The sequence below is a fragment of the Microvirga sp. 2YAF29 genome (genome assembly GCF_052114605.1).
Classification (GTDB): domain Bacteria; phylum Pseudomonadota; class Alphaproteobacteria; order Rhizobiales; family Beijerinckiaceae; genus Microvirga.
In genome coordinates, this window is sequence record NZ_JBFRFB010000007.1 from 96,590 (window position 1) to 121,189 (window position 24,600).

A 24,600-nucleotide genomic window follows, 5' to 3' on the forward strand; every position below is an offset into this window, starting at 1 on the left:
ACAGGCTCGAAGGCTTAATCGCCGGTTCAGCTTCACGACGATTTAAGAGCTTAAACCAACACGGAGGACGAGATGGCCCGCATCACCATGAGGCAGCTTCTGGATCACGCAGCCGAGCAAGGCTATGGCGTGCCTGCCTTCAACATCAACAACATGGAACAGGCGCTCGCGATCATGGCGGCAGCCAGTGAGGTTGATGCGCCGGTGATCATCCAGGCGAGCCGCGGCGCGCGCTCCTATGCCAACGACGTCATGCTCAAGCACATGATGGACGCGGTCACCGAGATCTACCCGCACATCCCCGTCTGCGTGCATCTCGATCACGGCAACGAGCCCTCGACCTGCATGACCGCCATCCAGGCCGGCTTCACCTCGGTGATGATGGACGGTTCGCTCAAAGCCGACGGCAAGACCCCGGGCGATTGGGACTACAATGTCGGCGTCACCAAGAAGGTGGTCGAGATGGCGCATCTCGGCGGCATCTCGGTTGAAGGCGAGCTCGGCGTGCTGGGCTCTCTCGAAACCGGTGAAGGCGAAGCCGAGGACGGCCACGGCGCCGAGGGCAAGCTCTCGCACGACCAGCTGCTGACGAACCCCGACGAGGCCGTGAAGTTCGTGGCCGAGACGAAGGTCGACGCGCTCGCCATCGCCATGGGCACCTCGCACGGCGCCTACAAATTCACCCGCAAGCCCGACGGCGAGATCCTCGCGATGAACATCATCGAGGAGATCCACCAGAAGCTGCCAAACACCCACCTCGTGATGCACGGCTCGTCTTCCGTGCCGCAGGACTTGCAGGACATCATCAACCAGTACGGCGGCCAGATGAAGCCGACCTGGGGCGTGCCGGTGGAAGAGATTCAGCGCGGCATCAAGCACGGCGTGCGCAAGATCAACATCGACACCGACAACCGCATGGCGATGACCGGCCAGATCCGTAAGGTCCTGACCGAGAACCCCGGCGAGTTCGACCCGCGCAAGTATCTGAAGCCCGCCATGGAAGCGATGACGAAGCTCTGCAAGCAGCGCCTGCAAGAGTTCAACACCGCCGGTCAGGCCTCGAAGATCAAGCGCGTGTTCACCCTGGCTGAGATGGCCAAGCGCTACGCTTCGGGCGAGCTCGACCCGACCTTCAGCACCAAGCGTCAGGCCGCTGAGTAATCAGTCGGGCTTTCGCCTCAATCATCATCGACAAGCGGGGCCTCGCAAGATGGCCCCGTTTTCGTTATGGGGATGACAGTGTTTTCTTTTTCGTGATCCGTGAACCATGGCCGATTCCTCCGCCCGCCTCTATCTCATCACCCCTCTTCTCGAGGATGCCTCGCTTGCTCCCAAGCTGGCGGAAGCCTGCAAAGGCGGCGCTGTCGCGGCCGTATTGGTGCGGCTGGGCGCCGGGGACGGGCGTGGCCTGACCAATCTGGTAAAGGCGCTGGCCCCTTCGGTGCAGGAGCACGGCACGGCCCTGATCGTGACCGCCGAGGGCATGGCCGACCTTGCCAATGTCGCCGCTCGTGGCGGCGCCGACGGCATTCATGTGGGCGCCATCGACCCGCGCGAGATTCGCGAGCTGCGCGAGCGCCTGAAGGGCGAGCGCGCCATCGGCGTCGGCGCCATCCGCACCAAGGACGATGCCATGAGCTTCGGCGAGGCCGGGGTCGATTACCTGCTTTTCGGTGAACCCCGCGCGGACGGATCCATTCCCTCCCTGGAGAGCGTGACCGAGCGCGCCGCCTGGTGGGCCGAAATTTTCGAGACGCCCTGCGTCGTCTATGCCCCGACCCTGGAGGCCGTGGAGCCTCTGGCTGCGACGGGTGCCGAGTTCGTGGCCCTCGGGGACGCAGTATGGTCGCATCCGCAAGGCCCTGCGGCTGCCGTGAAGGCCGCGTCCGAAATTCTCGAACGGCAGGAGGCCTCGCGCTGATGCGGCTGCTCCCGGCTCTCGGCGGCCTGCTGCTGGCCGCCTCCATCACCTGCGCGCAGGCGGCGGAGCCCGATCTCGCCTATGGCGCCTATCAGCGAGGCCTCTATCAGACCGCCTTCCGCGAGGCGAACCTGCGCCTGGAGAAGAACAAGAACGACGCCGCCGCAATGACCCTCCTGGGCGAGCTCTACAACCAGGGCCTCGGGGTCGCGGCGGATGCGAAGAAGGCCGCCGAATGGTACCAGCTGGCGGCGCGGCGCGGTAATCCTCATGCCCTCGGCGCGCTTGGCCTCATGGCTCTGGACGGACGCGGGACGCCCAAAAACCCGGTTCAGGGCAAGGCCTGGCTGGAACAGGCCGCCGCCAAGGGCAACGCCGTCGCGGCCCATAACCTCGCCTTGCTGCTGCTCACCAGCGGTTCCGACATGGACCTGGAACAGGCCATCGCCCTGCTGCGTCAGGCGTCTGACGCAGAAATCCCGGACGCGCAGCATGCGCTCGGCGTGCTCTACCTCCAGGGCCGCGGCGTCGCCAAGGACGCCTCGGAGGCCGCCCGCCTCTTCGAGCGCGCCGCCAGGAACGGCAGTTCGGTCGGCGAAGTGGAATACGCCATCCTGCTCTTCAACGGCGAGGGGGTGACGGCTTCGGAATCACAGGCCGCCCGCTATTTCCGCCGCGCCGCCGCGAAAGGCAGCGCCATCGCCCAGAACCGCCTCGCCCGCCTGCTCGTGGCCGGTCGCGGCGTGCCCGCTAACAAGGTTGATGCCGCCGCCTGGCACATCCTGGCTGCGGCTCAAGGCCTCGTCGATCCGTGGCTCGACAACGCGCTGAAGGACCTCTCCGCTGATGACCGCAAACGCGCCGAGAAGCTCGCCGCCGAGCGGCTCGGGATGCGCTGACCCCACGAACTCGCGAAAACGCGGGATCAATTGAGCACCCGTTCTGTTGATCCCACGCTTGACGCAAACCCTCCCGTGGTCCATCGACCACATCAGATTAAACCCACCGCATTTTCGGACGGAAAACCGGTAGCCACTTTTCCTGAAAATGCTTGAATTCGCTCTTTGCCAGGACTTATCCCAATGATCCGCTCGCCCCTCATGACCGTCATGACCGATGCCGTGATGAAGGCGTCGCGCTCCCTGAAGCGCGACTTCGGCGAGGTGGAGAATCTGCAGGTCTCCCGCAAGGGCCCCGGCGATTTCGTGTCCGCTGCCGACCGCAAGGCGGAGAAGATCCTGCGCGAGGCGCTGGAGAAAGCTCGCCCCGGCTACGGCTTCGTCATGGAGGAGCAGGGCGTCGTCCAAGGGACGGACACGAGCCATCGCTGGCATATCGACCCGCTCGACGGCACCACGAACTTCCTGCACGGCCTGCCGCAATTCGCCATTTCCGTCGGCCTCGAGCGCGACGGCCAGATCGTGGCCGGCGTGATCTACGATCCCGCCAAGGACGAGCTGTTCATCGCCGAGAAGGGCAAGGGAGCCTATCTCAACAACCGCCGCATCCGCGTGTCGGGCCGCGAGGACGTGGCCGATGCGGTGGTGGCCTGCGGCCTGCCCCATATCGGCAAAGGCGATCATGGCCTCTTCATGCGCGAATGCGTGGCCGTGATGGCCAATGTGGGCGGCATGCGCCGCTTCGGCGCGGCGGCCCTCGACCTCGCCTACGTGGCCTGCGGCCGTTTCGACGCCTATTGGGAGCGCGGCCTGAACACCTGGGACATCGCGGCTGGCATCCTCATGGTGCGCGAGGCCGGCGGCTACGTGTCCGATGCGGACGGCATCCCCAACCCCATGGCGACGGGCTCCATCGCCTGCGGCAACGAGTTCATGCAGCGCGAGCTGCTCAAGATGCTGAAAAAGGCCAAGGGCTAAGCTCGAACCACCATATTCCTGTTCGTGCCCGCATGAAGGCCGATGGTCGTGCTTGATCCGTCAAGCCGGGACGGCTCTAATGCGACCGTCCCGAAGCACGAAGACGCAGGATAACAATGGCGGACCAACCCCTTACCCCTCCGCGGATCTACCTGATCCGCATGGCGGTCTTTCTGGTTCTGGCGGGGTTTATCGCCTTTATCCTCTATCGTCAGATCTGGGAGGCCTTCCAGGCCAATCCCGGCCTGAACGCCTTGATCCTGGGCGTGATGTTCATCGGCATCGCGCTCGCCATCCGGCAGGTCTGGCGGCTTTTCCCAGAGATTCGCTGGGTCAACACGCTGCGCCAGACCGAGGAAGGGCTCGTCGCCCCCTCGCCGCCCGTGCTGCTCGCCCCCATGGCCACCTTCATCGGCAACCGGTCGGGCCAATCTCTTTCCATCGCCGCGACCCGCTCGCTGCTCGATTCGATCGGCGCGCGTCTCGATGAGGGCCGCGAGATCCTGCGCTACATGGCGGGCCTGCTGGTCTTCCTCGGCCTGCTCGGCACCTTCTGGGGCCTCATCGACACCGTCGGCTCGGTCGGTCGCATCATCTCCTCTTTGAGGACCGGGCAGGATTCCGCCGTTCTCTTCGACGAGCTGAAGAATTCGCTCGCAGGCCCCCTGCAGGGCATGGGCCTGTCCTTCTCCGCCTCGCTCTTCGGCCTTGCCGGCTCCCTGGTTCTCGGCTTCCTCGATCTCCAGGCCGGCCAGGCGCAGAACCGCTTCTACACGGAGCTCGAGGATTGGCTGGCTACCTCCACCATGGATACGCCCGCCGATACGTCCCTGCGCTCCAGCACCCCGCACGACCTGACGGTGGCCCTCAACCGGCTCACCGCCGCCGTGAACGACGGCGCGGGCGGGCGCGCGGCGACGCAGGCCATGGCCAATCTCGCCGAGGGCGTGCAGGGCCTCGTGCAGCATATGCGGGCCGAGCAGCAGATGATCCGCGACTGGGTGGAGGCTCAGGCCACCCGCGAGAAGGAGCTGAAGCAGGTGCTCGACCGCATCTCCCGTGAAAGGCTGCCCTGATGCCGATCTCCAGCTCAGGCGGGCGCGGGCGCGGGCGCAGCAGCCAGATCAATTACTGGCCGGGCTTCGTGGATGCCCTGTCCACGCTGCTGCTCGCCATCATCTTCCTGATCTCGGTCTTTACCGTCGGCCAGTTCTTCCTGTCCCGTGAGCTCTCGGGCCGCGACACGGTATTGGACCGGCTCAACCGCCAGATCTCCGAGCTGACCGATCTTCTGTCCCTGGAGCGCTCGGGCCGCCGCACGCTGGAAGAGAACCTTGCATCCCTGACCACCACGCTTCGCGCCAACGAGGCCGAGCGGGCGCGGCTTCAGGGATTGCTGGAATCGGGCGGCGCGGCCCAGACTCAGGCGAGCGAACTCACCACCGCGCTCGAATCCGAAAAGCAGGCAACGGGCCGGGCGCTGAGCCAGGTCGAGATTCTCAACCAGCAGATCGCCGCCATGCGCCGCCAGCTCGCGGCGCTCGAAGAGGCCCTTTCGGCCTCCGAGAATCGGGACAAGGAAAGTCAGGCCCGCATCGCCGACCTCGGCAGCCGCCTCAATGTGGCTTTGGCTCAGCGGGTGCAGGAGCTGGCGCGCTATCGCTCCGACTTTTTCGGACGCTTGAGGCAGATCCTCGGCACCCGTCCCGACGTGCGCATCGTCGGCGACCGCTTCGTGTTCCAGTCCGAGGTGCTGTTCCCTGCCGGCCAAGCCTTCCTGCGACCCGAAGCCTCGGGAGAGATCGACCGTATCGCCAGCGCCCTCGTGGAACTCGAGAAGCAGGTTCCGCCGGATATCTCATGGGTGATCCGCGTGGACGGCCATACCGACCAGCGCCCCATCAACACCCCGCAATTCCCCTCGAACTGGGCTCTCTCTTCGGCACGCGCCATCGCGGTAGTGCAGGCGCTCATCGCAAGAGGCGTGCAGCCCCAGCATCTCGCGGCCGCAGGCTTCGGCGAGTTCCAGCCGCTCGACAACGGCACGACGGAAGAGGCCTATGCCCGCAACCGGCGCATCGAGCTGAAGCTGACGGAGCGGTAGGTTTCAGATGTCCTTCCCCAGCGCCCGGGCGACGTCCTTCACCTGGACGCCGACGCGCCTGACGGTGGCGAGCAACTCCTTGCGGGGCACGTTCCAGCGGTCGGACCAATAGCGCAGATCCCAATCCTCATAGGCGTTGATGTGGGGCGAATCCTGAGGATGCCGCCGTGAGCAAGCCGTCATGCCCAACCTCCCTTTTGGACGAGCCGGTCTTGCGCCGGTTTCATGTCAACAGAGAGTAGGGAGAATTGGTTCGCCGAAAAGTCCCTATTCCGCAGCGATGATGTGATCTTCCGAAGCAGTGAACTGGAGACGCGCGAGCCTTGCATAGAGGCCGCCCTCCGCGAGCAGGGTCTCGTGAGTCCCCTCCTCCACGATGAGCCCCTTGTCCATCACCAGGATACGGTCGGCGGAGCGGACCGTGGCGAGGCGGTGGGCGATGACCAGCGTCGTGCGCCCTTCCATGAGGCGGTCGAGGGCTTCCTGGACCTTGCGCTCGCTCTCCGCGTCGAGCGCCGAAGTAGCCTCGTCGAGCAGCAGGATCGGTGCGTTCTTCAGGATCGCACGGGCGATGGCGAGGCGCTGCCGCTGTCCGCCCGAGAGTGTCACCCCGCGCTCGCCGATCTGGGTTCCATAGCCCTGCGGCAAGGCCTGGATGAACCCGTCGGCGGAAGCGAGTTCCGCCGCGTGGCGTACCTCCTCCTCGCTGGCTTCGGGACGACCGTAGCGGATATTGTCGAGGACGCTCGCGGCGAAGATCGTCGGCTCCTGCGGCACCAGGGCCATGCGGGCGCGAAAGGCTGCAGGATCAGCTTCGGTGACCGGCACCCCATCGACCCGGATCATACCGCTCTGAGGATCGTAGAAGCGCAGCAGCAGTTGGAGGATCGTGCTCTTGCCCGCCCCCGACGGCCCGACGATGGCGACCCGCTCGCCCGAGGCCACGGAAAAGCTCAGGCCATGGACGGCGCGCTGCTCGGAGCGGGTGGGATAGGCGAAATGCACGCCCTCGAATGCCACAGTGCCGGGCGAGGGTTGCGGCAAGGGCTTGGGGTTTTTCGGCGCCTCGATGGCGGGCTTCGCCTCCAGGATCTCGCCCAGACGCTCGGCGGCGCCCGCTGCCTGCGCCAATTCGCCGTAGACCTCCGAGAGCTGGCCCAGCGAGCTTGCGGCAAAGACCGCATAGAGCACGAATTGCGAAAGCCGCCCGCCGGTCATGGCGCCCGCGAGCACATCCTGCGCGCCGTACCAGAGAACGCCGACGACGCTGGCCGAGACCATGAAGATGCCCGCACCCGTCAGGAAAGCCCGCATGGTGGTGGAGAGCCGAGCCGCGTCGAAGGCCTCTTCAGCGGCAAGCGAGAACTGGGACGCGGTAAGCCGTTCCATGCCGAAGGCCTGCATGGTCCGGACCGCGCCGATGGCCTCCGCCGCATAGGCCGAGGCATCTGCGAGCCTGTCCTGGGCCGCCCGGGAACGCCGCCGTACGGCGCGCCCCGACAGGACGAGGGGCAGCACGATCAGCGGAATGGCCAGGAGGACGAGGGCCGAGAGCTTGGGGCTCGTGATGATCATGAGCGTCACCGCGCCCAGGAACAGGAAGAGGTTGCGCAGCGCGATGGAGATGCTGACCCCGAAGGCCGCTTTGACCTGGGTCGTGTCGGCGGTGAGCCGCGACACGATTTCTCCGCTGCGGGTCTGGTCGAAAAAGGCCGGGTCGAGGGAGGTCAGGTGCCTAAATACGGCGGAACGCAGATCCGCCACCACCCGCTCGCCCAGGGTGATGACGAGGTAGTAGCGCAGCGCGCTCGACACCGCGAGCACGGCCACCACCCCAAGAAGGAGGATGAAATAGGCGTCGATGTAGGTGCGCCCCGCATCCGTGAAGCCGAAATCCACCACCCGCCGCACGGCCACCGGCACCACGAGCGTGGCGGCGGAAGCCATGGTCAGCGCCGCCAGCGCGCCCATGATCCGGCCCTTGTAAGCGAGGCCGTAGGGAACGAGCGGTTTCAGGGCGCTGAGCGCGGCTTTGGGACGGTTCTGGGCGGAAGGCAAATCGGCCATGGCATCCTTCGTTTCAGGAATTCACTGATGAGAGCCGTTTCCTATGGCACGGGAAACAGCCGTTTTCTTTGAGGTGCCGCAATTTTTGACGATGAACCCGATCACTTCGCCGAAAAATGCTCCAAGGCCGTTTAACACCTTTGCCCCGGCTTGTTTCAAGGTTCTAAGTGAGGTATAGGCGCGCATTCATCAATTCAGGCTCGATCTTACGCTGCGGGCTGACCAGATGTGGCTGGCCGCAAGAAGGACTATGGCAATGGCGCGCAAAGAAACCGATCACCCCGACTACCACTTCATCAAGGTGGTCCTGACCAACGGCACCGAGTACACCACCCGCTCGACCTACGGCAAAGAGGGCGACACCCTCAACCTCGACATCGATCCCAGCACCCACCCGGCCTGGACCGGCGGTTCGCAGCAGCTGCTCGACCGCGGTGGCCGCGTGTCGCGCTTCACCTCGCGCTTCGGCAACCTGGGCGCCAAGAAGTAATCCGGCTACGCCGGACACTTCATCAGGAATGCAAAAAGCCCCGCTTTGGCGGGGCTTTTTCTTTTTGAGCAATTATGATTGCCCCTCGTCTTTCGAGACGCCTGCTCCGCAGGCTCCTCAATATCTAGCCGATAAAGCGCCGGCAGCCCTCCTCCCCCTTGAGGGGAGGGAAACAAGTGCTTTATCCTTCACAGCTGGACACTAAGGATAAGGACTGGAGTGCGGCCCCTACTCCGCTGGAGCAAATGCCCGCTGGAGCATGCCGAGCTGAGCCGCGACCGGGTTTACGCCCTGCGGGCGTGGCGGGGCTTCCGTCTCCGACAGAAGCCGCTCGAGATGCAGGATGCGGGCGTGGAGGCGGGTGGCGAGGCCGATCAGCTCGCGCAGGCGGGCGGGAAGGGCCTCGTATTCGCGGAGCGTGGTCGTGGTGTCGTGGGAGTTGAGGCGAACTCGGGCCTTCTCGGTCTGGGCCTGATCGGGGGTGATTTCCCCTTCCGCCAGCGCCCGCTGGAGCAGGAGCCAGGAGGCGATCTGCATGAGGCGGGTGGTCAGGCGCATGCTCTCGCTGGCATAGGCGACGCTCTCCTCACGGGGCAGACGGCGGGATTCCTCGCGGCCCGCGCCGTCGAGATAGGCAGCCGTCTCCTCGATCAGCTCCATGCCTTCCTGGAACAGGGCCTTGAAGGCCTCCGAACCCACGAAGTTCTGGCCGAAGCGCACCGGATCGATATCAAGTTTGACCACGTCGGGCTCGTGCAAGAGACCGTCTCCCAGGGAATTGGTCCGGCCTCATGCGCCGGAGAAGTTCGATATGGGAGGGAGTATAGAACGCGCCGGCGGAGGATGCCTCGGTAACCTCTTCTTAAGGTTAAGCCGGCTTAAGCGATGAACCTTGCCTCAAAAAGCGAGCCGCGCGATGCGGCTCGAGTCTAAAGCATCGGACCCAAAAGTGGACTTGCACTTTTGGGATCGATCCGATGCTTCCCTATAAGTGAGAGCATCGTACGCCCAAAAACCGGGTCCACTTTTTCTGACGATGCTCTTACAGGGATGCATCGAACAAGAGTGGGAGGAAGACCACTCTCATATCCGGTGGGAGAAACCGGACGCCTTCATGAGGCGCCCGAATCTCTTAAAGAGCCGTTAACCCTGACCGAGCTTGAAGAAGGCGCTGGCGGCCTCGCGGGAATTTTCCTTCGAGGCTTTCGCCTCCTTCAGGCGGGCGATTTCCCGCTCCAGCATCGCAACGCGCTCGTCGAGCTCGTCGACGGACAGCATCGACAGGTCCTGGCCGATCTGGTGCCCGGTGACCGCCGGGCGGGGCTCGTCGGCGAAGGGGTCGAAGGCCATGGCATTCTCCTCCTTGGGTTGATTTGTCGTCGAACTTAATCCGGCATGCACGCCTTGCCAACTTTGCCCTATATGGGCGGAGCTTGACCAAAGGAGGGAAGAATGACGCCGATTCCAAGCACGATGCGCGCGGTGATTACTGACGGAAGCGGCGGCCCGGAGGTCCTGAAGCTGGTCGAGCGGCCCGTGCCCCAGCCCGGCGAGGGGGAAATCCTGGTCAGGATCAAGGCCGCGGGCATCAACCGCCCCGACGTGATCCAGAGGCAGGGCGGCTATCCGCCGCCGCCCGGCGCCTCGGACATTCTGGGCCTCGAATTCGCGGGCGAGATCGTGGCGCTGGGCAAGAGCGCAACGCGCTTCAAGCCGGGCGACAGGGTGATGGCTCTCGTGGCGGGCGGCGCCTATGCGGAATATGCCGTCGTCCACGAGACGAACGCCCTCCCCATCCCCGAAGGGCTCTCCTGGGAGGAAGCCGGCGCGGTGCCGGAGACCACTTTCACGGTCTGGACCAACGTGTTCGAGCGCGGCCGCCTGAAGGCCGGGGAGACGCTGCTCCTCCATGGCGGCACCTCCGGCATCGGCACCACGGCGATCCAGCTCGCCAAGGCTCTCAGCGCCAAGGTGATCGCGACCGCAGGCTCTGCCGACAAGTGCGACGCCTGCACCCGCCTCGGCGCGGATGTGGCTGTGAACTACCGGAACCAGGATTTCGTGGCCGCCGTGAAGGAGGCCACGGGCGGCCGGGGCGCCGACGTGATCCTCGACATGGTGGGCGGCGACTACATTCCCCGCAATTACGAGGCTGCCGCTCAGGATGGGCGGATCGTCCAGATCGCCTTCCTTCAGGGAAGCAAGGTCGAGCTCGATTTCCGCCGCCTCATGCTCAAGCGCCTGACCCATACGGGCTCGACCCTGCGCTCCCGCACGGTGCTGGAAAAATCCGCCATCGCCCAGGACCTCGAAGCCAAGGTGTTGCCGTTGCTGGCCAAGGGCCTCTGCAAGCCCGTGATGGATTCGACTTTCGCCTTCGAGGACGTGGCCAAGGCCCATGCCCGCATGGACGGGGGCGAGCATATCGGGAAGATCGTCTTGCGGTTTTAGCGTGCCGGAGGCCCCAAGAATTTGGCCCATAGTGGTGTGACGCGCTCTCCTCCCCCTTGTGGGGAGGAGTTGGAGGTGGGGGGGTGGCGGCGATAACCCATCAAGGTCCGCCGCCAACACCCCCGCCCTGGCCCTCCCCACAAGGGGGAGGGAAACACGCGCCATACCTTTAAGAGCCAGATTCTAAAGTCAGGAACGGCTTGTGGCCCCCATGCGTAAAAGTTTGCAACATCGCCCCGCGCTCCCTATAATCATCTCGTTTCCCTCACAATGTGAGACGAGATGCTCCGGGCCCACCGGTTCGGAGCGCGAGAGAGTTTTGCCGTGCGGCGCCGATGTCCGGTGCCCGGCTCGAAGGAGGTTCGCCCCATGTCCCAGGGACCGCTGATGCCGAAGGCGACGGCCGTTTGGCTCGTCGAGAATACATCGCTGTCGTTCGACCAGATCGCCGATTTCTGCAAGCTTCACCCCCTCGAGGTGAAGGGCATCGCGGACGGTGAAGTCGCCGCCGGCATCAAGGGCATGGACCCGATCACCAGCGGCCAGCTGACCCGCGAAGAGATCGAGAAGGCGCAAGCCGACACGAAGCACCGCCTGCGCATCGCCGAGTCCCGCGTAAAGCTGCCGGAGCAGAAGCGCGTCAAGAAGGGCCCGCGCTACACCCCCGTGTCGCGCCGTCACGACCGCCCGAACGCGATCCTCTGGCTCGTGCGCAACCATCCGGAGCTGAAGGACGCGCAGATCATGCGTCTGGTCGGCACCACCAAGACCACGATCCAGCAGGTCCGCGACCGCACCCACTGGAATTCCGCGAGCCTCTCGCCGATGGACCCGGTAACGCTGGGCCTGTGCTCCCAGATCGACCTGGACTTCGAAGTGCAGCGCGCCGCCAAGGACCGCCCGCAGTTGGAGCCGCACGAGCAGGGCGGCACCCTGATCCCGGCCGAGATCACCACCGCTCCCGAGCCGCAGCGCGACGAGCCCTTCGCCGACATGAGCCGCCCGAAGCCGAAGGAAGAAGAGAGCATCGACGTCAACTCCGTCTTCGCCAAGCTCAAGCAGCTGAAGCGCTCGGACGACGAGGACGAAGAGTAAGAATGACGAAAGGCCCGGATCTCTCCGGGCCTTTTCTTTTGGGGGCTTCTGAAATGCGTCATCTGTCATTCCGGGGCCGCGTAGCGGAGCCCGACCCGGAATGACAAAGGTGGGCGCTCTATCCTGCTCACGATCCCGGATCTGCGCTGCGCTTCGTCCGGGATGACCGCGCTTTAGGCGGCCCTTAATTCGCCAATCCCCTGCCCTTCAACGCATCGCCGATCTCCTCCAGAACCGCGGGATCGTCGATGGTGGCGGGCATGCTCCATTGATCGCCGTCGGCGATCTTCTTCATGGTGCCGCGCAGGATTTTGCCTGAGCGTGTTTTCGGCAGGCGCGGCACGGTGATGGCGAGCTTGAAGGCGGCGACGGGACCGATCTTCTCGCGCACGAGGCCGATCAATTCCTTCTCGATCTCGTCGGGTGTCTGCTCGACGCCGGATTTCAGCACCACGAAGCCGCAGGGCACCTCGCCTTTGAGCGCATCCTTCACGCCGATCACCGCGCATTCGGCGACCGCCGGATGGGAGGCGAGAACTTCCTCCATGCCGCCGGTGGAAAGACGATGGCCGGCGACGTTGATGATGTCGTCGGTACGGCCCATCACCCACACATAGCCGTCCTCGTCGATGAAGCCGGCATCCGACGTGTTGTAGTAGCCGGGATAGGTGGTGAGGTACGATTCCTTGAAGCGCTCATCCGCGTGCCAGAGCGTCGGCAACGCGCCGGGCGGCAGCGGCAGCTTGATCACGATGGTGCCCATCGTGCCCGCGGGCACAGGCTTTCCGCCCTCGTCCAGCACATCGAGCTCGTAACCCGGCATCGCAACCGTGGGCGAACCATGCTTCACCGGGAGCGCGCCGAGGCCCAGCGGATTGCCAGCGACGGGCCAGCCGGTTTCCGTCTGCCACCAATGATCGATGACAGGCACGTGCAGGATGTTCTCCGCCCATTGGATCGTGTCGGGATCGGCACGCTCGCCCGCGAGAAACAGCGCACGGAATGTGGAGATGTCGTAGCCGTTCAGCAGCTTCGCCTGCGGATCTTCCTTCTTGATCGCGCGGAACGCGGTGGGCGCGGTGAACATCGTCACGACGCCGTGCTCGGCGATGACGCGCCAATAGGCGCCCGCATCCGGCGTGCCCACGGGCTTGCCTTCGTAGAGGATCGCGGTGCAGCCATGCAGCAGCGGGGCATAGACGATGTAGGAATGGCCGACGACCCAACCCACATCGGACGCGGCCCAGAACACTTCGCCCGGCTCCACGCCGAAGAAATGATCCATCGACCATTTGAGCGCGACCATGTAGCCGCCGTTGTCGCGCACCACGCCTTTCGGCTTGCCCGTGGTGCCCGACGTGTAGAGCACGTAGAGCGGATCGGTCGCGGCGACCGGCACGCAATCCGCCTTGCGGCCTCCTGCCTTCGCTTGTGAGATTTCCTGCGACCAGTCATGATCGCGGCCCTCGATCAGCGCGCATGACAATTGCGGGCGCTGATGGACAAGGCAGAATTCCGGCTTATACGAAGCAAGTTCGATAGCGCCGTCGAGCAGCGGCTTGTAGGGCACGACCTTCGCGCCCTCGATGCCGCAGGATGCGGAGAGGATCGCCTTCGGCTTCGCATCGTCGATGCGGGTCGCGAGTTCCTTCGCGGCGAAACCGCCGAACACCACGGAATGGATTGCGCCGATGCGCGCGCAGGCGAGCATCGCGAAGACCGCTTCCGGAATCATCGGCATGTAGATGATGACGCGGTCGCCTTTCGTGACGCCCTTGTCCTGCAACACGGCAGCGAGCGTCGCCACTTCGTCCTGCATTTCGGCGTAGGTAATCGCGCGCTTCGAATTCGTGACAGGGCTGTCATAGATGATCGCGGCCTGATCGCCGCGCGTCGCCACATGGCGGTCGACCGCGTTATAGCAGGTGTTGCACAGCGCGCCTGTGAACCAGCTGCCATAGGCGCCTTCCGCCGGCTCGAAGATCTTGTCGGCGGGCTTGTACCAATCGATGGCCTGCGCCGCTTCTTTCCAGAAGGTCTCCGGATCGGCTTTCCAGCGGGCATAGACCTCGCGATAGCGGCTTTGGGTTGATGGCATGGCGTTCCCCCATTGTTGTCACCGCATGGGACTTCATCGGGAACTTGTGGTAGCAGGCGGCTGGGCTGCGGTCAGCGGCGACTTTCGGCCACTCGACTTTTGGCCACCCTCGGAATTTTCGATGATCACCGATCCGCTTTTCTATGCCGCCGCCATTCCAGCCGTTACGCTGCTGGGCCTAGGGAAAGGCGGCCTTGCAGGGCTCGGGCTTCTCTCGCTTCCGCTCATGGCGCTGGTCGTCTCGCCGGTGCAGGCCGCCGCCATCACCCTGCCTATCCTGATCGTGCAGGACGTGGTCTCGGTGTGGGCCTATCGCTACACCTGGGACATGCGCAACGTAGTGCTGCTGGTGCTGGGCGGCCTGTCGGGCGTGGTCACCGGCTACCTTCTGGCGGCCAAAGTGTCGGACGCGGCCATTGCATTGGCGGTAGGCATCATTTCCGTGGCTTTCGCCATCCGTAGGCTCGTGCTGGAGCGCGGCCCGGTGCCGCCCGATCCGGTGCCCGGCTCGACCCCGCGCGGGCTGTTCTGGGGCTGGGTGACGGGCTTTACCAGCATGATCGCTCATGCGGGCGGGCCGCCTTTCCAGATCTATGTGATGCCGCAGAAGCTGCCACGCGATGTTTTCGTCGGCACGGGCTCCGTGCTCTTCGCGATCCTCAACTGGATCAAGGTGCCGCCCTATCTCGCGCTCGGCCAGTTCACCACCGAGAACATGACCACCGCCGCAGCCCTGGTTCCTGTCGCCATCGCGTCCACCTGGGCGGGCGTGCTGCTGGTGCGGCGTGTCTCGGGGCGGCGCTTCTACACGGTCGTCTATGTGCTGCTGATCTTCGTGGGCGCCAAGTTGATCTTTGACGGGGCGCGGGCGCTGCTTTGAGGCCGTCTGAAATGGAAAAGCCGCCGTTCCTAAAGGAAACGACGGCTTTCCTTGGGAATGTTTTGGTGAGCCGAGGCTAGTGAATCTCCATATCGGAGGTTCTCAGTCGGGTAATCTCGTCCTTAAGCTGCAATTTTCTCCGTTTCAGTTGAGCCAGCCTGATGTCATCCATGGATGGTTTGTTGAGGGTATCCTGAATCTCACGTTCGAGAGCCCGGTGCTTACGCTCAAGTTCCACCAGATGATTCTGCAGCGGCATGTCAGTTCCTCCTGTTTGGTTTGCTGACCCGGATATTGTGACCGCCGGAGTGTGGCGAGTCGAGGGCAAAGCCGGCAAAATTACGCAACAATAGATGCTGCATTGCGGGATCATCCACTTGCTCTCATAGAGCCCCAAGAGCATAATCCGGCCCCTTCCGCACGACTTCACAAGTCCGTGCATTCTGGATAATTTTCATGAACGAACAGGACGACCTGGAAACGCAACTGGCCCGCCTCAAGCAGGAGCATCGCGATCTCGACATGGCGATCGATGCCCTCGAGAGCTTGATCGCCGGCGACCAGCTGCAGGTTCAGCGCCTGAAGAAGCGCAAGCTCGCCCTGAAAGATCAGATCATCCAGATCGAAGACCAGCTGACCCCCGACATCATCGCCTGATTTCTCTGGAGTTTTCGAGGCGAAGCTTGCCTGTCCAGGGTTGCTTCGTTATGTCCGCCTCATCCCCTTGGCGTCAGAGCCGGAGCACATCATGGCGCAAGCCCCCGTTGCCATCATTATGGGCAGTCAGTCGGACTGGGCCACCATGCGCCACGCCGCCGAGACCCTGGATGCGCTCGGCATCGCTTACGATGCCCGCATCGTCTCCGCCCACCGTACCCCGGACCGCCTTGTGGCCTTCGCCAAGGGCGCCAGGGCCGAGGGCTTCCAGGTGATCATCGCGGGCGCAGGGGGCGCCGCCCATCTGCCGGGCATGGCCGCCTCCATGACCCCCCTCCCTGTTTTCGGCGTGCCGGTGGAATCGAAGGCCCTGTCCGGCCAGGACAGCCTGCTCTCCATCGTGCAGATGCCCGCCGGCATTCCGGTCGGAACGCTCGCCATCGGCAAGGCCGGCGCCGTGAATGCGGCCCTGCTTTCCGCCGCCGTGCTCGCCCTGCAAGATCCCGCCCTGGCCCAGCGCCTCGATGCCTGGCGCCGGCGCCAGAGCGACAGCGTGGCCGAGCGCCCCTCTGACGAAGGCTGACATCATGATCCGTCCCGGCTGCACCATCGGTATCCTCGGCGGCGGACAGCTGGGCCGCATGATGGCCATGGCGGCCGCTGAACTGGGCCTCAAGGTCCATGTCTACGCGCCCGAGGAGAACAGCCCCGCCTTCGACGTGGCCGCCGACGTGACTGTCGCACCTTATGAGGACGAGGCGGCGCTGGTGCGCTTCGCCAAATCCGTGGACGTGGTGACTTATGAATTCGAGAACGTGCCGAGCGAAACCGCCGCCACGTTGAGCGCCCATACCCTGCTCGCGCCCAACGCGCAGGCGCTGGCGGTCTCGCAGGACCGTTTCCTGGAAAAGAGCTTCATTTCCGGCCTCGGCATTCCGGTGGCGCCCTTCGCCGCCTTTTCCGACGCAGCCGAGCTGAAGGCCGCCCTGGAGCGCATCGGCGCCCCTGCCGTGCTCAAGACCCGGCGCTTCGGCTATGACGGCAAGGGCCAGGTCATGATCCGGCCCGGCACCGACCCGGTTGCCGCCTGGGACGAGATTGGCCGCGCCTCATCGATTCTCGAAGGCTTCGTACCCTTCGAGCGGGAGGTCTCCGTGGTGGCGGCCCGCACCGCCTCGGGGAATTTCGCGGCCTACGATCTGTGCGCCAATGAGCACCGCCACCACATCCTCGACGTGACGCGGGTTCCCGCAGGCGTTTCCTTCAAGACCGAGAACGAGGCCTTCGCGATCGCGAAATCCATCGCGGATGCCCTGGATTACGTAGGCGTGCTCGCGGTCGAGCTGTTCCTCGTCACGGAGGGCGGCGAGCGCCTGGTGGTGAACGAGATCGCTCCCCGGGTCCACAATTCCGGTCACTGGACCCTCGGCGGGGCCGTGACCTCGCAGTTCGAGCAGCATATCCGAGCCGTCTGCGGGTGGCCCTTGGGCGAACCCGCCCGCCTGGGCCGCGTGGAGATGAAGAATCTGATCGGGCACGATGTAGATGCCTGGGAGCAGATTCTGGCCGAGCCGGGCACCCATCTGCACCTCTACGGCAAGGCCGAGGCTCGGGCTGGCCGGAAAATGGGGCATGTCACCCGTGTTTTCCCGGAAAAGGCCTGAACTTAGTTGGATAAGACGCGTTATTGTTCTCGCGTAGCGCTTTTGTCGGAAGCAAGTCTGGACAGGCAAGCCTGCTTCTGATATCGAGGCGACCCAGTATTGAGGTGCGCATGACGCGCCTCGTTTGCTTTTACCACAATCGAAACGGTTCGAAATTTACGAGGAATTCGCGTGCAGGTTCTTGTCCGGGATAACAACGTCGATCAGGCGCTCCGCGCTCTCAAGAAGAAGATGCAGCGTGAGGGCATCTTCCGCGAGATGAAGCTTCGCGGCCACTACGAGAAGCCCTCTGAGAAGAAGGCTCGCGAGAAGGCCGAGGCCGTTCGCCGCGCCCGCAAGCTGATCCGCAAGCGCATGCAGCGCGAAGGCCTCCTGCCTTCGAAGCCGCGCGTGGTACCGGCGCCGCGCACAGGCGCACCCCGCTAAGATCTTCAAGCAGGCCCTGAAAAGGGCCAGCCTATCGATTGTGAAACAGCGCTTTCTGCGACAGCAGAGGCGCTGTTTGCATGTCCGGGGCTCCATTCCATAAAGAGCGCATCGTGCAGCCCAAGCAGCTGGAGCCGATCATGTTTTCTTTCCGGACCGCCTTTCTGTTGCCGTGTTTCACGGCTGTTAAGGATTTTCCGCCAGTATGGTTACTCCAGTACGTTGAGTAAGAATTTGGAGACGAAGGTGCTCGCCCGATCCATTCGCCGTTTTGTACCCGTGAGTCTGACCCTTGCCACCCTTGGCCTAGCAGCCTGCAGCACCACAGGTGGCGGCCCCTCCCAGCGGATCGCCGTGGTGGAAGAGGACACGCAGGGCACGAGCCAGGTGAACATCTCGTCCCTCTCCGACGTGATCTCGCGCAATCCGAACGATCCGAGCGCCTACAATACCCGCGGCGCGGCCTATGCCCGCGTGGGCCGCTACAGCGACGCGACCGCCGATTTCACCAAGGCGATCCAGATCGATCCCAATTACGCCCCGGCCTATACCAACCGCGCGCTGGCGCTTCGCCAGACGAATCGGAACGATCAGGCCTTGGCCGACTTCAGCCGCGCGATCCAGGCTGACCCGAATTACGGCCCCGCCTATATCGGCCGCGCCAACCTGCTGCGCGCCCAGAACAATTTCCAGGAAGCCCTGAGCGACCTGAACATGGCGACCCGCCTGCTGCCCGAATCGGCCGAGGCGCTTCACTCGCGCGGCCTGCTCTACCAGCGCCAGAACATGCACCCCCAGGCGATCCTCGACTTCGACGCCACCATCGACCGCAACCCCTTCGTGGGCGCGCCTTACGCCGCCCGCGGCCAGAGCTATGTGGCCACGAACCAGTACGACAAGGCCATCGAGGACTTCAACGCGGCCCTCAACGTCGACAACCGGGACGCCAACTCCTGGGCGTGGCGCGGCGTGGCGATGGAGAGAAAGGGCGACAAGCAAGGCGCCGTCGAGAGCTATTCCCGCGCTCTCGCCCTGGACTCGTCGAACACGGTCGCCCGCCAGGGCAACCAGCGCCTCCAGGGCGGCGTGGCAGGCCTGTTCAGGTAATTGACCATGTTATGTATGAAGCGGCGCATCGTGTAGCCGCTCTTGTCGAAGACTGCAGCCGATACCAAGAGGGCGCAATTCGGGCGCCCTCTCCTTTTGTAAATCTGACTTCTACGGTGACTTCAAATATCTGCGTAGATCTCGATGATGTTGCCATCAGGATCGCGGAAGAAGAGCGTCCGGTGCCCCCAGGGTTGGTCAGTGGGTTCCGAGAGCAACGTGATTCCTTGAGCTTTGAGATCCTTTGCACAGGCATTCACCTGCTCCGGTGTCACGCGGAAAGCGAGCTGAAGCGCTGCCGCACCCTTGGCAGGATCAGGATCATTGAAAAGCACGCCCTTCTGCGTTAGAGCCAGCAAAGTGCCGCCGACACGATACTCGATCCATTGCGGAAATAGCTCGCGATAAAGCGGAAACGCCATAACTTTCTCATAGAATTGGCGCATGGCCGACAGGTCTCGGGCAAAAATCACTACGTAATCCATATGCCGAATAGCCGAGAGCGCACCGGCCTTTTCGTTCTCGATCACGTTGGCAGCTTCCGCCTCAACATTGTACGCAGCAGCAACGGCTACACTGCCAACAGCGGAAACAACTTCACGACGGGTCTTAGACATTTTTGGTTCTCCTAGTGGAGAAGCCAGATACAATGATCCTAAATACTGGTACCAGATGACCAGCACTACTAGTAGCAGCAGTACCACCATTGGAGAGATCCGTGCTGGATAGCAATACGCGACGAGAAGAACTAGCGGACTTTCTCAAATCCAGGCGCGAAAAAGTTCAGCCGGTTGACGTCGGCATCACGCCCTCACCGCGACGCCGGGCTTTAGGATTGCTCCGCGAAGAGGTCGCCCAACTCGCTGGCATCAGCGCCACCTGGTATACCTGGATGGAACAGGCAAGGCCCACAAATCCTTCTCTTGCTGTGCTCACGCGGCTTGGTAACGCTCTGCGCCTCGACTCCGCCGAGCGAGTTCATTTGATCAACCTTGCGAGACCCGATCTGGCTTTGGCTACGCTGGCACGATCAACACAGGAACTGCCTGCTCCACTTCTAGCGACTCTGCGCGGTCTCTCTCCATATCCGGTCTACGTGACCGATCTCTATTGGAACGTCATGGCGTGGAATGAGCCCGCTACTCAATTGTTCGGAGATTTCGACGCGCTCTCACCGGACACGCGCAACATTTTGGATCTACTGTTTCTCAATGCCGACTGGCGCAAGCTCTTCGTGGATTGGGATGAAATCGCGAAGGGAGCAATTGCCCAATATCGCGCTCAAACGGCACAGCTTCATGATGATCAGTTCTGCCGCGCGCGTGTGGCCCGCCTCTTAAAAGCAAGCAGAGAATTTGCCTTATGGTGGCCGCGCCAGGATGTTCGTGCGCCGGCAACGTGGCGCAAGACTATCAACCATCCGAACCTCGGGCGAATAGTTTACGATTATGCCACTCTGCAAGCAGATGTCGGGGATGGCAGAGTACAGTTCGTAATCTACACGCCTGCTGAAGCCGCGGCGCAGGGCGCCGGCCTTATAGTTCCTTTGCCAGGATGGTAACGTAAGGTTGAAAGCCGAAGGCGCGGTAGGTGCGCTCGGCCCGCTCGTTGGCGACGAGGGCACCAATGACGAGGCGCTTCAGGCCCGCCTCCCGCGTCAGGCGCTCGGCCTCCAGCAGAAGCTTCTGCCCAATCCCCTGCCCCCGATACTCCTCATCGACGATCAGGTCCGTCACCGTGCCGTGCTGGCGCACATCGTCGGTGACATAGGCCGCATCCTGATCCAGCGAGAAGCCCATGGCCGCCACGACGCTTCTGCCGGTTTCCGCCAGGACGATCCGTCCGCCCCGCCGCGACAAACGGGTCAGCAGGTCATCGTAATAGGCATTGGCCGCACCGTAATCCCGGCGCCGGTCGCCCGTCAGATCCGCCTCGAACACATTTAGGCGATGAATCAGCTCGACGACCGTGTCGCGGTCGTGAGGCTGGGCGGTGCGCAGGGTGATGGAAGGCATGGAAGGCGGTCCGGACTGAACAAACTGATCGGGATGCGTGTTATGCCTTCTGAGGCTTAAAAGTCAGCCTCAAAGAGCATAGCAGGCCTGCGGGACACCGAGGACCTGCCCATTGATGGAAGCATAAACCCATGCCCAGCGACAGTCGAAAGACCATGCCGTCAGAGGCTCGCATAGGCGGCTGATCGCTCAGCTCTCCTGTGATTGGGCCTGTGGCGGCTGGTCGCAAGGAGAGCACCATGAAAACATTCATCACGAACCGTTTCGAGCTTCTCGCAGAGTGGATCTCAGACAATCTCGGACATCCCTATGCCTTCATGGCAGCCTGCGGGCTTGTCCTGGTATGGGCCATCTCGGGCCCGATTTTTCAATTCTCCGATACGTGGCAGCTTGTGATCAACACCGGAACCACGATCTGCACCTTCCTGATGGTGTTCCTGCTCCAGAACACGGGAAACCGCACCATCGACGAGATGGAGGTGCGGCTGCGTGACATGGAGAGCACGAACCGGGAGCTGCTGCACGAGATCCGCAGCCTTCGTGAAGAGAAGCTCGGCTTCAAGGAGGCGGCCTAACCCGACCCATCGATTGTTCCGTCCTCATCCTGAAAGTCCGGTTCATGATGGGCTTGGCTCTCAGGATGAGAACGGAACGCCCGAAAATGAAAATGCCCGGCGCTTAGCCGGGCATTTTCATTTTACCTTCGAAGGAGATCAGATGTTCTTCAGGATATCGTCCACGACCTTCTTGGCATCGCCGAAGAGCATCATGGTGTTGTCGCGGAAGAACAGCTCGTTCTCGACGCCCGCATAGCCCGAGCCCATGCCGCGCTTGATGAAGAGCACGGTCTTGGCGCGCTCGACATCGAGGATCGGCATGCCAAAGATCGGCGAGGCCGGATCGGTCTTGGCGGCGGGGTTCGTGACATCGTTGGCGCCGATCACGAAGGCCACGTCGGCCTGCGCGAATTCGCTGTTGATGTCCTCGAGTTCGAAGACCTCGTCGTAAGGCACGTTGGCTTCCGCGAGCAGCACGTTCATGTGGCCGGGCATGCGGCCCGCCACCGGGTGAATGGCATACTTCACTTCCACGCCCTCGGCCTTCAGCTCGTCGGCCATCTCGCGAAGCGCGTGCTGCGCCTGGGCGACCGCCATGCCGTAACCCGGCACGATGATGACCTTGGCGGCGTTCTTCATGATGTAGGCCGCGTCATCCGCCGAGCCCTGCTTGACGGGGCGCGTCTCGACCGCACCGCCTGCCGCTGCGGTGGTATCCCCACCGAAGCCGCCGAGGATGACGGAGATGAAGGAGCGGTTCATGCCCTTGCACATGATGTAGGACAGGATCGCGCCCGAGGAACCGACCAGCGCGCCCGTGATGATGAGCGCGAGGTTGCCGAGCGTGAAGCCGATGCCGGCTGCGGCCCAACCCGAGTAGGAGTTCAGCATCGACACCACGACAGGCATGTCCGCGCCGCCGATGGGGATGATGAGCGTGACGCCGAGCACGAAGGACACCAGCACGATGAGCCAGAACACCGTGTGGCTTTCCGTGCGGATGAAGGTGACGAGCAGCACCAGCAGCAGCACGCCGAGCGCGATGTTGATGAAGTGACGGCCCGTCAGCAGGATGGGCTTGCCGGACATGCGCCCGTCGAGCTTCAGGAACGCGATGACCGAGCCCGTGAAGGTGATGGCGCCGATAGCGGCGCCGAGCGCCATTTCGAACAGCGAACCACCATGGATCGTGCCCGGTGCGCCGATGCCGAAGGCCTGCGGCGCATAGAGCGCGCCCGCTGCTACGAGCACCGCTGCGAGGCCGACCAGCGAGTGGAAGGCCGCGACCAGCTGCGGCATGGCCGTCATGGGCACGCGCCTGGCGATGACCGCGCCGATGGCGCCACCGATCACGATGCCCCAGAAAGCCAGGAACCAGCCGCTAAAGCCGCTGGGCGGGGACACGAACAGGGTTGTGACGATGGCGATGCCCATGCCCACCATGCCGTACAGGTTGCCCTGCCGGGAGGTGGTGGGATGCGACAGGCCGCGCAGCGCCAGGATGAACAGGACGCCGGAGACGAGATAAAGGAGCGAGGCAAGGTTTGCCGACATGGCCTCAACCCTTCTTCCGGTACATGGCAAGCATGCGCTGGGTCACCAGGAAGCCGCCGAAAATGTTGATGCTGGCAAGGATGAGGCCGATGAAGCCGAGCGCGCGCGCCCAGATGGGCCCGTCCCCGAAGCTGTCGGCCACATTGACGCCGACCGCCAGGAGCGCGCCGACCACGATGACCGAGGAGATGGCGTTGGTCACCGACATGAGCGGCGTGTGCAGCGCAGGAGTCACCTGCCAGACCACGTAATAGCCGACGAAGATCGCCAGCACGAAGATGGCGAGGCGGAAGACCGTGGGGTCCACCGCGCCGTGAGTGACGGTGGAAACGGCTGCTCCGGCGGCGGCTGCCACCTGGTCGGCCAGGGCCTGCGCGGTATCGGCCGCGCGCTGGGCCGTCTCGGCTGCCGCGCGGGCCTGCTCGACGGCCTGTTCAGGCGTGAGTGTCGCCATGATGGTCCCCCTAGAATTAAGCTTTAGGCTGGAATGCGGAGTGGACGATCGCGCCGTCCCGGGTCAGGCAGGTCGCCTTCACGAGCTCGTCGTCCCATTTCACGGAAAGCGCCTTGCTCTCCTTGTCGATCAGCGTCTCGACGAAGGCATAGAGGTTCTTCGCGTAGAGGCTCGACGCAGTGGCCGCGAGACGGCCGGGCACGTTGAGGTGGCCGACGATCTTCACGCCGTTATGGGTCGCGATCTTGCCGGGCTTGGAGACCTCGCAATTGCCGCCGCGCTCCACCGCCAGATCGACGATCACGGAGCCCGGCTTCATGGATTCCACCATGGCCTTCGTGATGAGCTTCGGAGCCGGGCGGCCAGGGATCAGCGCCGTGGTGATGACGATGTCCTGCTTGGCGATGTGGGCGGTCACGAGGTCCGCCTGCTTGGCCTTGTACTCCGCCGACATTTCCTTGGCGTAGCCGCCGGCGGTCTCGGCCTGCTTGAATTCCTCGTCCTCGACCGCGACGAACTTGGCGCCGAGGCTCTCCACCTGCTCCTTGGCGGCGGGGCGCACATCGGTGGCGGTCACGATTGCGCCGAGGCGGCGAGCCGTGGCGACAGCCTGAAGACCGGCGACGCCCGCTCCCATGATGAAGACGCGGGCGGCGGGCACGGTGCCGGCTGCGGTCATCATCATCGGCATGGCGCGGCCATATTCGGCGGTGGCATCCACGACAGCGCGGTAGCCGGCGAGGTTGGCCTGGGAGGAGAGCACGTCCATGACCTGCGCACGGGTGATGCGGGGCATCAGCTCCATGGAGAAGGCCGCGACCTGGGCCTCCGCCAGGGCTTTGAGCGCCGCATCCTGGCCGTAAGGGTCCAGGATGCCGATGACGAGCGCGCCGGGCTTCACGCCCTCGAGCTCGCCCTGACCGGGACGGCGGACCTTGAGGACGACATCCGCATCCTTCAGAGCCTCGGCAGCATTGGCGGCGATGGTCGCACCGGCAGCCTCAAATTCCGCATCGGGAATGCCGGCCTTCAGGCCGGCGCCGGCCTGAACGGCCACATCGGCGCCGAGCGCTTTGTATTTCTTGATCGTGTCAGGCGTGGCGGCGACACGTGTTTCCACGGCATCGGTTTCGGATAAAACGGCAATCCGCATGCTTCCCCCCTGCGAACGATTTTATGTCAG

The 24,600-nt window shown here is 63.7% G+C and carries 29 protein-coding genes; 17 read left to right on the top strand and 12 right to left on the bottom strand.

Annotated features, from left to right (window positions below):
- The first annotated feature begins 72 nt into the window (after positions 1–72).
- The 6 genes from fba to AB4Y85_RS11425 all read left to right on the top strand — a co-directional run bounded on the left by fba (position 73) and on the right by AB4Y85_RS11425 (position 5,902).
- Entirely contained in the window at positions 73–1,161 is a 1,089-nt protein-coding gene (gene fba / locus AB4Y85_RS11400; RefSeq protein WP_441985011.1) for a class II fructose-bisphosphate aldolase, read from the top strand.
- A 106-nt stretch (positions 1,162–1,267) separates the two neighbouring features.
- Complete coding sequence (locus tag AB4Y85_RS11405; protein WP_441985012.1) at positions 1,268–1,921, top strand: thiamine phosphate synthase; 654 nt, start codon at positions 1,268–1,270, stop codon at positions 1,919–1,921.
- A complete protein-coding gene (locus tag AB4Y85_RS11410; protein ID WP_441985013.1) occupies positions 1,921–2,820 on the top strand; it encodes a tetratricopeptide repeat protein in 900 nt (299 codons plus the stop codon). Before AB4Y85_RS11405 ends, AB4Y85_RS11410 begins: the two co-directional genes overlap by 1 nt.
- 183 nt (positions 2,821–3,003) lie before the next feature.
- Positions 3,004–3,798: an inositol monophosphatase family protein gene (locus AB4Y85_RS11415; protein ID WP_441985014.1), complete on the top strand. Its 795-nt coding sequence runs from the start codon at positions 3,004–3,006 to the stop codon at positions 3,796–3,798.
- Between the two features lie 116 nt (positions 3,799–3,914).
- Positions 3,915–4,874 (top strand): flagellar motor protein MotA, encoded by a 960-nt coding sequence (locus tag AB4Y85_RS11420; RefSeq protein ID WP_441985015.1) that lies wholly within the window; start codon positions 3,915–3,917, stop codon positions 4,872–4,874.
- Positions 4,874–5,902 (top strand): peptidoglycan -binding protein, encoded by a 1,029-nt coding sequence (locus AB4Y85_RS11425; protein WP_441985016.1) that lies wholly within the window; start codon positions 4,874–4,876, stop codon positions 5,900–5,902. Before AB4Y85_RS11420 ends, AB4Y85_RS11425 begins: the two co-directional genes overlap by 1 nt.
- A 3-nt stretch (positions 5,903–5,905) precedes the next feature.
- On the opposite strand, the gene AB4Y85_RS11430 is transcribed toward AB4Y85_RS11425, so the two are convergent.
- From AB4Y85_RS11430 to AB4Y85_RS11440, 3 genes are all read right to left on the bottom strand, one after another.
- Positions 5,906–6,085, bottom strand: coding sequence for a DUF3606 domain-containing protein (locus AB4Y85_RS11430; protein WP_441985017.1), 180 nt, complete (start codon positions 6,083–6,085; stop codon positions 5,906–5,908).
- An 84-nt stretch (positions 6,086–6,169) separates the two neighbouring features.
- Complete coding sequence (locus AB4Y85_RS11435; protein ID WP_441985018.1) at positions 6,170–7,969, bottom strand: ABC transporter transmembrane domain-containing protein; 1,800 nt, start codon at positions 7,967–7,969, stop codon at positions 6,170–6,172.
- Positions 7,970–7,990: 21 nt separating this feature from the next.
- Positions 7,991–8,155, bottom strand: coding sequence for a hypothetical protein (locus AB4Y85_RS11440; RefSeq protein ID WP_441985019.1), 165 nt, complete (start codon positions 8,153–8,155; stop codon positions 7,991–7,993).
- A gap of 70 nt (positions 8,156–8,225) precedes the next feature.
- Between AB4Y85_RS11440 and rpmE the strand changes: the two genes are divergently transcribed.
- Positions 8,226–8,459 carry a 50S ribosomal protein L31 gene (gene rpmE, locus AB4Y85_RS11445; protein ID WP_441985020.1) on the top strand — a complete coding sequence of 78 codons (234 nt, stop codon included), beginning with the start codon at positions 8,226–8,228 and terminating at the stop codon, positions 8,457–8,459.
- 228 nt (positions 8,460–8,687) lie between these two features.
- Here the strand turns inward: rpmE and rcdA are convergent, their stop codons facing one another.
- Both rcdA and AB4Y85_RS11455 read right to left on the bottom strand, forming a co-directional pair.
- Positions 8,688–9,218 (bottom strand): protease adaptor protein RcdA, encoded by a 531-nt coding sequence (gene rcdA, locus AB4Y85_RS11450; protein WP_441985021.1) that lies wholly within the window; start codon positions 9,216–9,218, stop codon positions 8,688–8,690.
- A gap of 384 nt (positions 9,219–9,602) precedes the next feature.
- Entirely contained in the window at positions 9,603–9,809 is a 207-nt protein-coding gene (locus tag AB4Y85_RS11455) for a DUF1192 domain-containing protein (RefSeq protein WP_441985022.1), read from the bottom strand.
- A gap of 102 nt (positions 9,810–9,911) precedes the next feature.
- Here AB4Y85_RS11455 and AB4Y85_RS11460 point away from each other — a divergent pair, with 102 nt between their 5' ends.
- Together AB4Y85_RS11460 and AB4Y85_RS11465 are read left to right on the top strand one after the other, a co-directional pair.
- Positions 9,912–10,910, top strand: a complete 999-nt coding sequence (locus AB4Y85_RS11460) for an NAD(P)H-quinone oxidoreductase (protein WP_441985023.1) — start codon at positions 9,912–9,914, stop codon at positions 10,908–10,910.
- Positions 10,911–11,279: 369 nt separating this feature from the next.
- Positions 11,280–12,005 carry a DUF1013 domain-containing protein gene (locus AB4Y85_RS11465; protein ID WP_441985024.1) on the top strand — a complete coding sequence of 242 codons (726 nt, stop codon included), beginning with the start codon at positions 11,280–11,282 and terminating at the stop codon, positions 12,003–12,005.
- A 184-nt stretch (positions 12,006–12,189) separates the two neighbouring features.
- Here AB4Y85_RS11465 and AB4Y85_RS11470 read toward each other — a convergent pair whose 3' ends face one another.
- Positions 12,190–14,103 (bottom strand): propionyl-CoA synthetase, encoded by a 1,914-nt coding sequence (locus AB4Y85_RS11470; RefSeq protein WP_441985025.1) that lies wholly within the window; start codon positions 14,101–14,103, stop codon positions 12,190–12,192.
- A 121-nt stretch (positions 14,104–14,224) separates the two neighbouring features.
- Between AB4Y85_RS11470 and AB4Y85_RS11475 the strand changes: the two genes are divergently transcribed.
- Entirely contained in the window at positions 14,225–14,983 is a 759-nt protein-coding gene (locus AB4Y85_RS11475; protein WP_441985026.1) for a sulfite exporter TauE/SafE family protein, read from the top strand.
- Positions 14,984–15,059: 76 nt separating this feature from the next.
- Here the strand turns inward: AB4Y85_RS11475 and AB4Y85_RS11480 are convergent, their stop codons facing one another.
- Positions 15,060–15,242, bottom strand: a complete 183-nt coding sequence (locus AB4Y85_RS11480; RefSeq protein ID WP_441985027.1) for a YdcH family protein — start codon at positions 15,240–15,242, stop codon at positions 15,060–15,062.
- Positions 15,243–15,439: 197 nt separating this feature from the next.
- Here AB4Y85_RS11480 and AB4Y85_RS11485 point away from each other — a divergent pair, with 197 nt between their 5' ends.
- From AB4Y85_RS11485 to AB4Y85_RS11505, 5 genes are all read left to right on the top strand, one after another.
- Entirely contained in the window at positions 15,440–15,640 is a 201-nt protein-coding gene (locus AB4Y85_RS11485) for a YdcH family protein (protein WP_441985028.1), read from the top strand.
- 91 nt (positions 15,641–15,731) lie between these two features.
- Positions 15,732–16,223 carry a 5-(carboxyamino)imidazole ribonucleotide mutase gene (purE, locus tag AB4Y85_RS11490; protein ID WP_441985029.1) on the top strand — a complete coding sequence of 164 codons (492 nt, stop codon included), beginning with the start codon at positions 15,732–15,734 and terminating at the stop codon, positions 16,221–16,223.
- 4 nt (positions 16,224–16,227) lie between these two features.
- The gene (locus AB4Y85_RS11495) at positions 16,228–17,304 is read left to right on the top strand and encodes a 5-(carboxyamino)imidazole ribonucleotide synthase (protein WP_441985030.1); all 1,077 of its coding nucleotides are present in this window, start codon (positions 16,228–16,230) and stop codon (positions 17,302–17,304) included.
- A 171-nt stretch (positions 17,305–17,475) separates the two neighbouring features.
- On the top strand, positions 17,476–17,730 hold the full coding sequence (gene rpsU, locus AB4Y85_RS11500; protein WP_441985031.1) for a 30S ribosomal protein S21: 255 nt from the start codon (positions 17,476–17,478) through the stop codon (positions 17,728–17,730).
- A 246-nt stretch (positions 17,731–17,976) separates the two neighbouring features.
- The gene (locus AB4Y85_RS11505; protein ID WP_441985144.1) at positions 17,977–18,837 is read left to right on the top strand and encodes a tetratricopeptide repeat protein; all 861 of its coding nucleotides are present in this window, start codon (positions 17,977–17,979) and stop codon (positions 18,835–18,837) included.
- A 122-nt stretch (positions 18,838–18,959) separates the two neighbouring features.
- On the opposite strand, the gene AB4Y85_RS11510 is transcribed toward AB4Y85_RS11505, so the two are convergent.
- Positions 18,960–19,544 carry a VOC family protein gene (locus AB4Y85_RS11510; RefSeq protein WP_441985032.1) on the bottom strand — a complete coding sequence of 195 codons (585 nt, stop codon included), beginning with the start codon at positions 19,542–19,544 and terminating at the stop codon, positions 18,960–18,962.
- 11 nt (positions 19,545–19,555) lie between these two features.
- On the opposite strand from AB4Y85_RS11510, the gene AB4Y85_RS11515 reads away from it, so the two are divergent.
- Positions 19,556–20,398 carry a helix-turn-helix transcriptional regulator gene (locus AB4Y85_RS11515; protein WP_441985033.1) on the top strand — a complete coding sequence of 281 codons (843 nt, stop codon included), beginning with the start codon at positions 19,556–19,558 and terminating at the stop codon, positions 20,396–20,398.
- On the opposite strand, the gene AB4Y85_RS11520 is transcribed toward AB4Y85_RS11515, so the two are convergent.
- Positions 20,373–20,852 carry a GNAT family N-acetyltransferase gene (locus AB4Y85_RS11520; protein WP_441985034.1) on the bottom strand — a complete coding sequence of 160 codons (480 nt, stop codon included), beginning with the start codon at positions 20,850–20,852 and terminating at the stop codon, positions 20,373–20,375. The genes AB4Y85_RS11515 and AB4Y85_RS11520 overlap by 26 nt on opposite strands.
- Positions 20,853–21,091: 239 nt before the next feature.
- Here AB4Y85_RS11520 and AB4Y85_RS11525 point away from each other — a divergent pair, with 239 nt between their 5' ends.
- Positions 21,092–21,427 (top strand): low affinity iron permease family protein, encoded by a 336-nt coding sequence (locus tag AB4Y85_RS11525; RefSeq protein ID WP_441985035.1) that lies wholly within the window; start codon positions 21,092–21,094, stop codon positions 21,425–21,427.
- A gap of 138 nt (positions 21,428–21,565) precedes the next feature.
- On the opposite strand, the gene AB4Y85_RS11530 is transcribed toward AB4Y85_RS11525, so the two are convergent.
- The 3 genes from AB4Y85_RS11530 to AB4Y85_RS11540 are packed head-to-tail and all read right to left on the bottom strand — an operon-like array spanning position 21,566 to position 24,570.
- Positions 21,566–22,963, bottom strand: coding sequence for an NAD(P)(+) transhydrogenase (Re/Si-specific) subunit beta (locus tag AB4Y85_RS11530; protein ID WP_441985036.1), 1,398 nt, complete (start codon positions 22,961–22,963; stop codon positions 21,566–21,568).
- 4 nt (positions 22,964–22,967) lie between these two features.
- The gene (locus AB4Y85_RS11535) at positions 22,968–23,417 is read right to left on the bottom strand and encodes a proton-translocating transhydrogenase family protein (protein ID WP_441985037.1); all 450 of its coding nucleotides are present in this window, start codon (positions 23,415–23,417) and stop codon (positions 22,968–22,970) included.
- A gap of 16 nt (positions 23,418–23,433) precedes the next feature.
- On the bottom strand, positions 23,434–24,570 hold the full coding sequence (locus AB4Y85_RS11540; RefSeq protein ID WP_441985038.1) for a Re/Si-specific NAD(P)(+) transhydrogenase subunit alpha: 1,137 nt from the start codon (positions 24,568–24,570) through the stop codon (positions 23,434–23,436).
- Positions 24,571–24,600: the final 30 nt, after the last annotated feature.

Excerpts from the sequence above, each read along its gene's own strand:
- AB4Y85_RS11410 (WP_441985013.1), top strand. The coding sequence starts at position 1,921 with ATGCGGCTGCTCCCGGCTCTCGGCGGCCTGCTGCTGGCCGCCTCCATC.
- AB4Y85_RS11540 (WP_441985038.1), bottom strand. The coding sequence starts at position 24,570 with ATGCGGATTGCCGTTTTATCCGAAACCGATGCCGTGGAAACACGTGTC.
- AB4Y85_RS11475 (WP_441985026.1), top strand. The coding sequence starts at position 14,225 with ATGATCACCGATCCGCTTTTCTATGCCGCCGCCATTCCAGCCGTTACG.
- AB4Y85_RS11455 (WP_441985022.1), bottom strand. The coding sequence starts at position 9,809 with ATGGCCTTCGACCCCTTCGCCGACGAGCCCCGCCCGGCGGTCACCGGG.
- AB4Y85_RS11535 (WP_441985037.1), bottom strand. The coding sequence starts at position 23,417 with ATGGCGACACTCACGCCTGAACAGGCCGTCGAGCAGGCCCGCGCGGCA.
- rpmE (WP_441985020.1), top strand. The coding sequence starts at position 8,226 with ATGGCGCGCAAAGAAACCGATCACCCCGACTACCACTTCATCAAGGTG.
- AB4Y85_RS11425 (WP_441985016.1), top strand. The coding sequence starts at position 4,874 with ATGCCGATCTCCAGCTCAGGCGGGCGCGGGCGCGGGCGCAGCAGCCAG.
- AB4Y85_RS11415 (WP_441985014.1), top strand. The coding sequence starts at position 3,004 with ATGATCCGCTCGCCCCTCATGACCGTCATGACCGATGCCGTGATGAAG.
- AB4Y85_RS11440 (WP_441985019.1), bottom strand. The coding sequence starts at position 8,155 with ATGCGCGCCTATACCTCACTTAGAACCTTGAAACAAGCCGGGGCAAAG.
- AB4Y85_RS11470 (WP_441985025.1), bottom strand. The coding sequence starts at position 14,103 with ATGCCATCAACCCAAAGCCGCTATCGCGAGGTCTATGCCCGCTGGAAA.
- AB4Y85_RS11430 (WP_441985017.1), bottom strand. The coding sequence starts at position 6,085 with ATGACGGCTTGCTCACGGCGGCATCCTCAGGATTCGCCCCACATCAAC.
- AB4Y85_RS11485 (WP_441985028.1), top strand. The coding sequence starts at position 15,440 with ATGAACGAACAGGACGACCTGGAAACGCAACTGGCCCGCCTCAAGCAG.
- AB4Y85_RS11520 (WP_441985034.1), bottom strand. The coding sequence starts at position 20,852 with ATGCCTTCCATCACCCTGCGCACCGCCCAGCCTCACGACCGCGACACG.
- purE (WP_441985029.1), top strand. The coding sequence starts at position 15,732 with ATGGCGCAAGCCCCCGTTGCCATCATTATGGGCAGTCAGTCGGACTGG.
- AB4Y85_RS11465 (WP_441985024.1), top strand. The coding sequence starts at position 11,280 with ATGTCCCAGGGACCGCTGATGCCGAAGGCGACGGCCGTTTGGCTCGTC.
- fba (WP_441985011.1), top strand. The coding sequence starts at position 73 with ATGGCCCGCATCACCATGAGGCAGCTTCTGGATCACGCAGCCGAGCAA.
- AB4Y85_RS11510 (WP_441985032.1), bottom strand. The coding sequence starts at position 19,544 with ATGGTGGTACTGCTGCTACTAGTAGTGCTGGTCATCTGGTACCAGTAT.
- AB4Y85_RS11405 (WP_441985012.1), top strand. The coding sequence starts at position 1,268 with ATGGCCGATTCCTCCGCCCGCCTCTATCTCATCACCCCTCTTCTCGAG.
- AB4Y85_RS11525 (WP_441985035.1), top strand. The coding sequence starts at position 21,092 with ATGAAAACATTCATCACGAACCGTTTCGAGCTTCTCGCAGAGTGGATC.
- AB4Y85_RS11480 (WP_441985027.1), bottom strand. The coding sequence starts at position 15,242 with ATGCCGCTGCAGAATCATCTGGTGGAACTTGAGCGTAAGCACCGGGCT.
- AB4Y85_RS11530 (WP_441985036.1), bottom strand. The coding sequence starts at position 22,963 with ATGTCGGCAAACCTTGCCTCGCTCCTTTATCTCGTCTCCGGCGTCCTG.
- AB4Y85_RS11420 (WP_441985015.1), top strand. The coding sequence starts at position 3,915 with ATGGCGGACCAACCCCTTACCCCTCCGCGGATCTACCTGATCCGCATG.
- AB4Y85_RS11495 (WP_441985030.1), top strand. The coding sequence starts at position 16,228 with ATGATCCGTCCCGGCTGCACCATCGGTATCCTCGGCGGCGGACAGCTG.
- AB4Y85_RS11435 (WP_441985018.1), bottom strand. The coding sequence starts at position 7,969 with ATGGCCGATTTGCCTTCCGCCCAGAACCGTCCCAAAGCCGCGCTCAGC.
- AB4Y85_RS11460 (WP_441985023.1), top strand. The coding sequence starts at position 9,912 with ATGACGCCGATTCCAAGCACGATGCGCGCGGTGATTACTGACGGAAGC.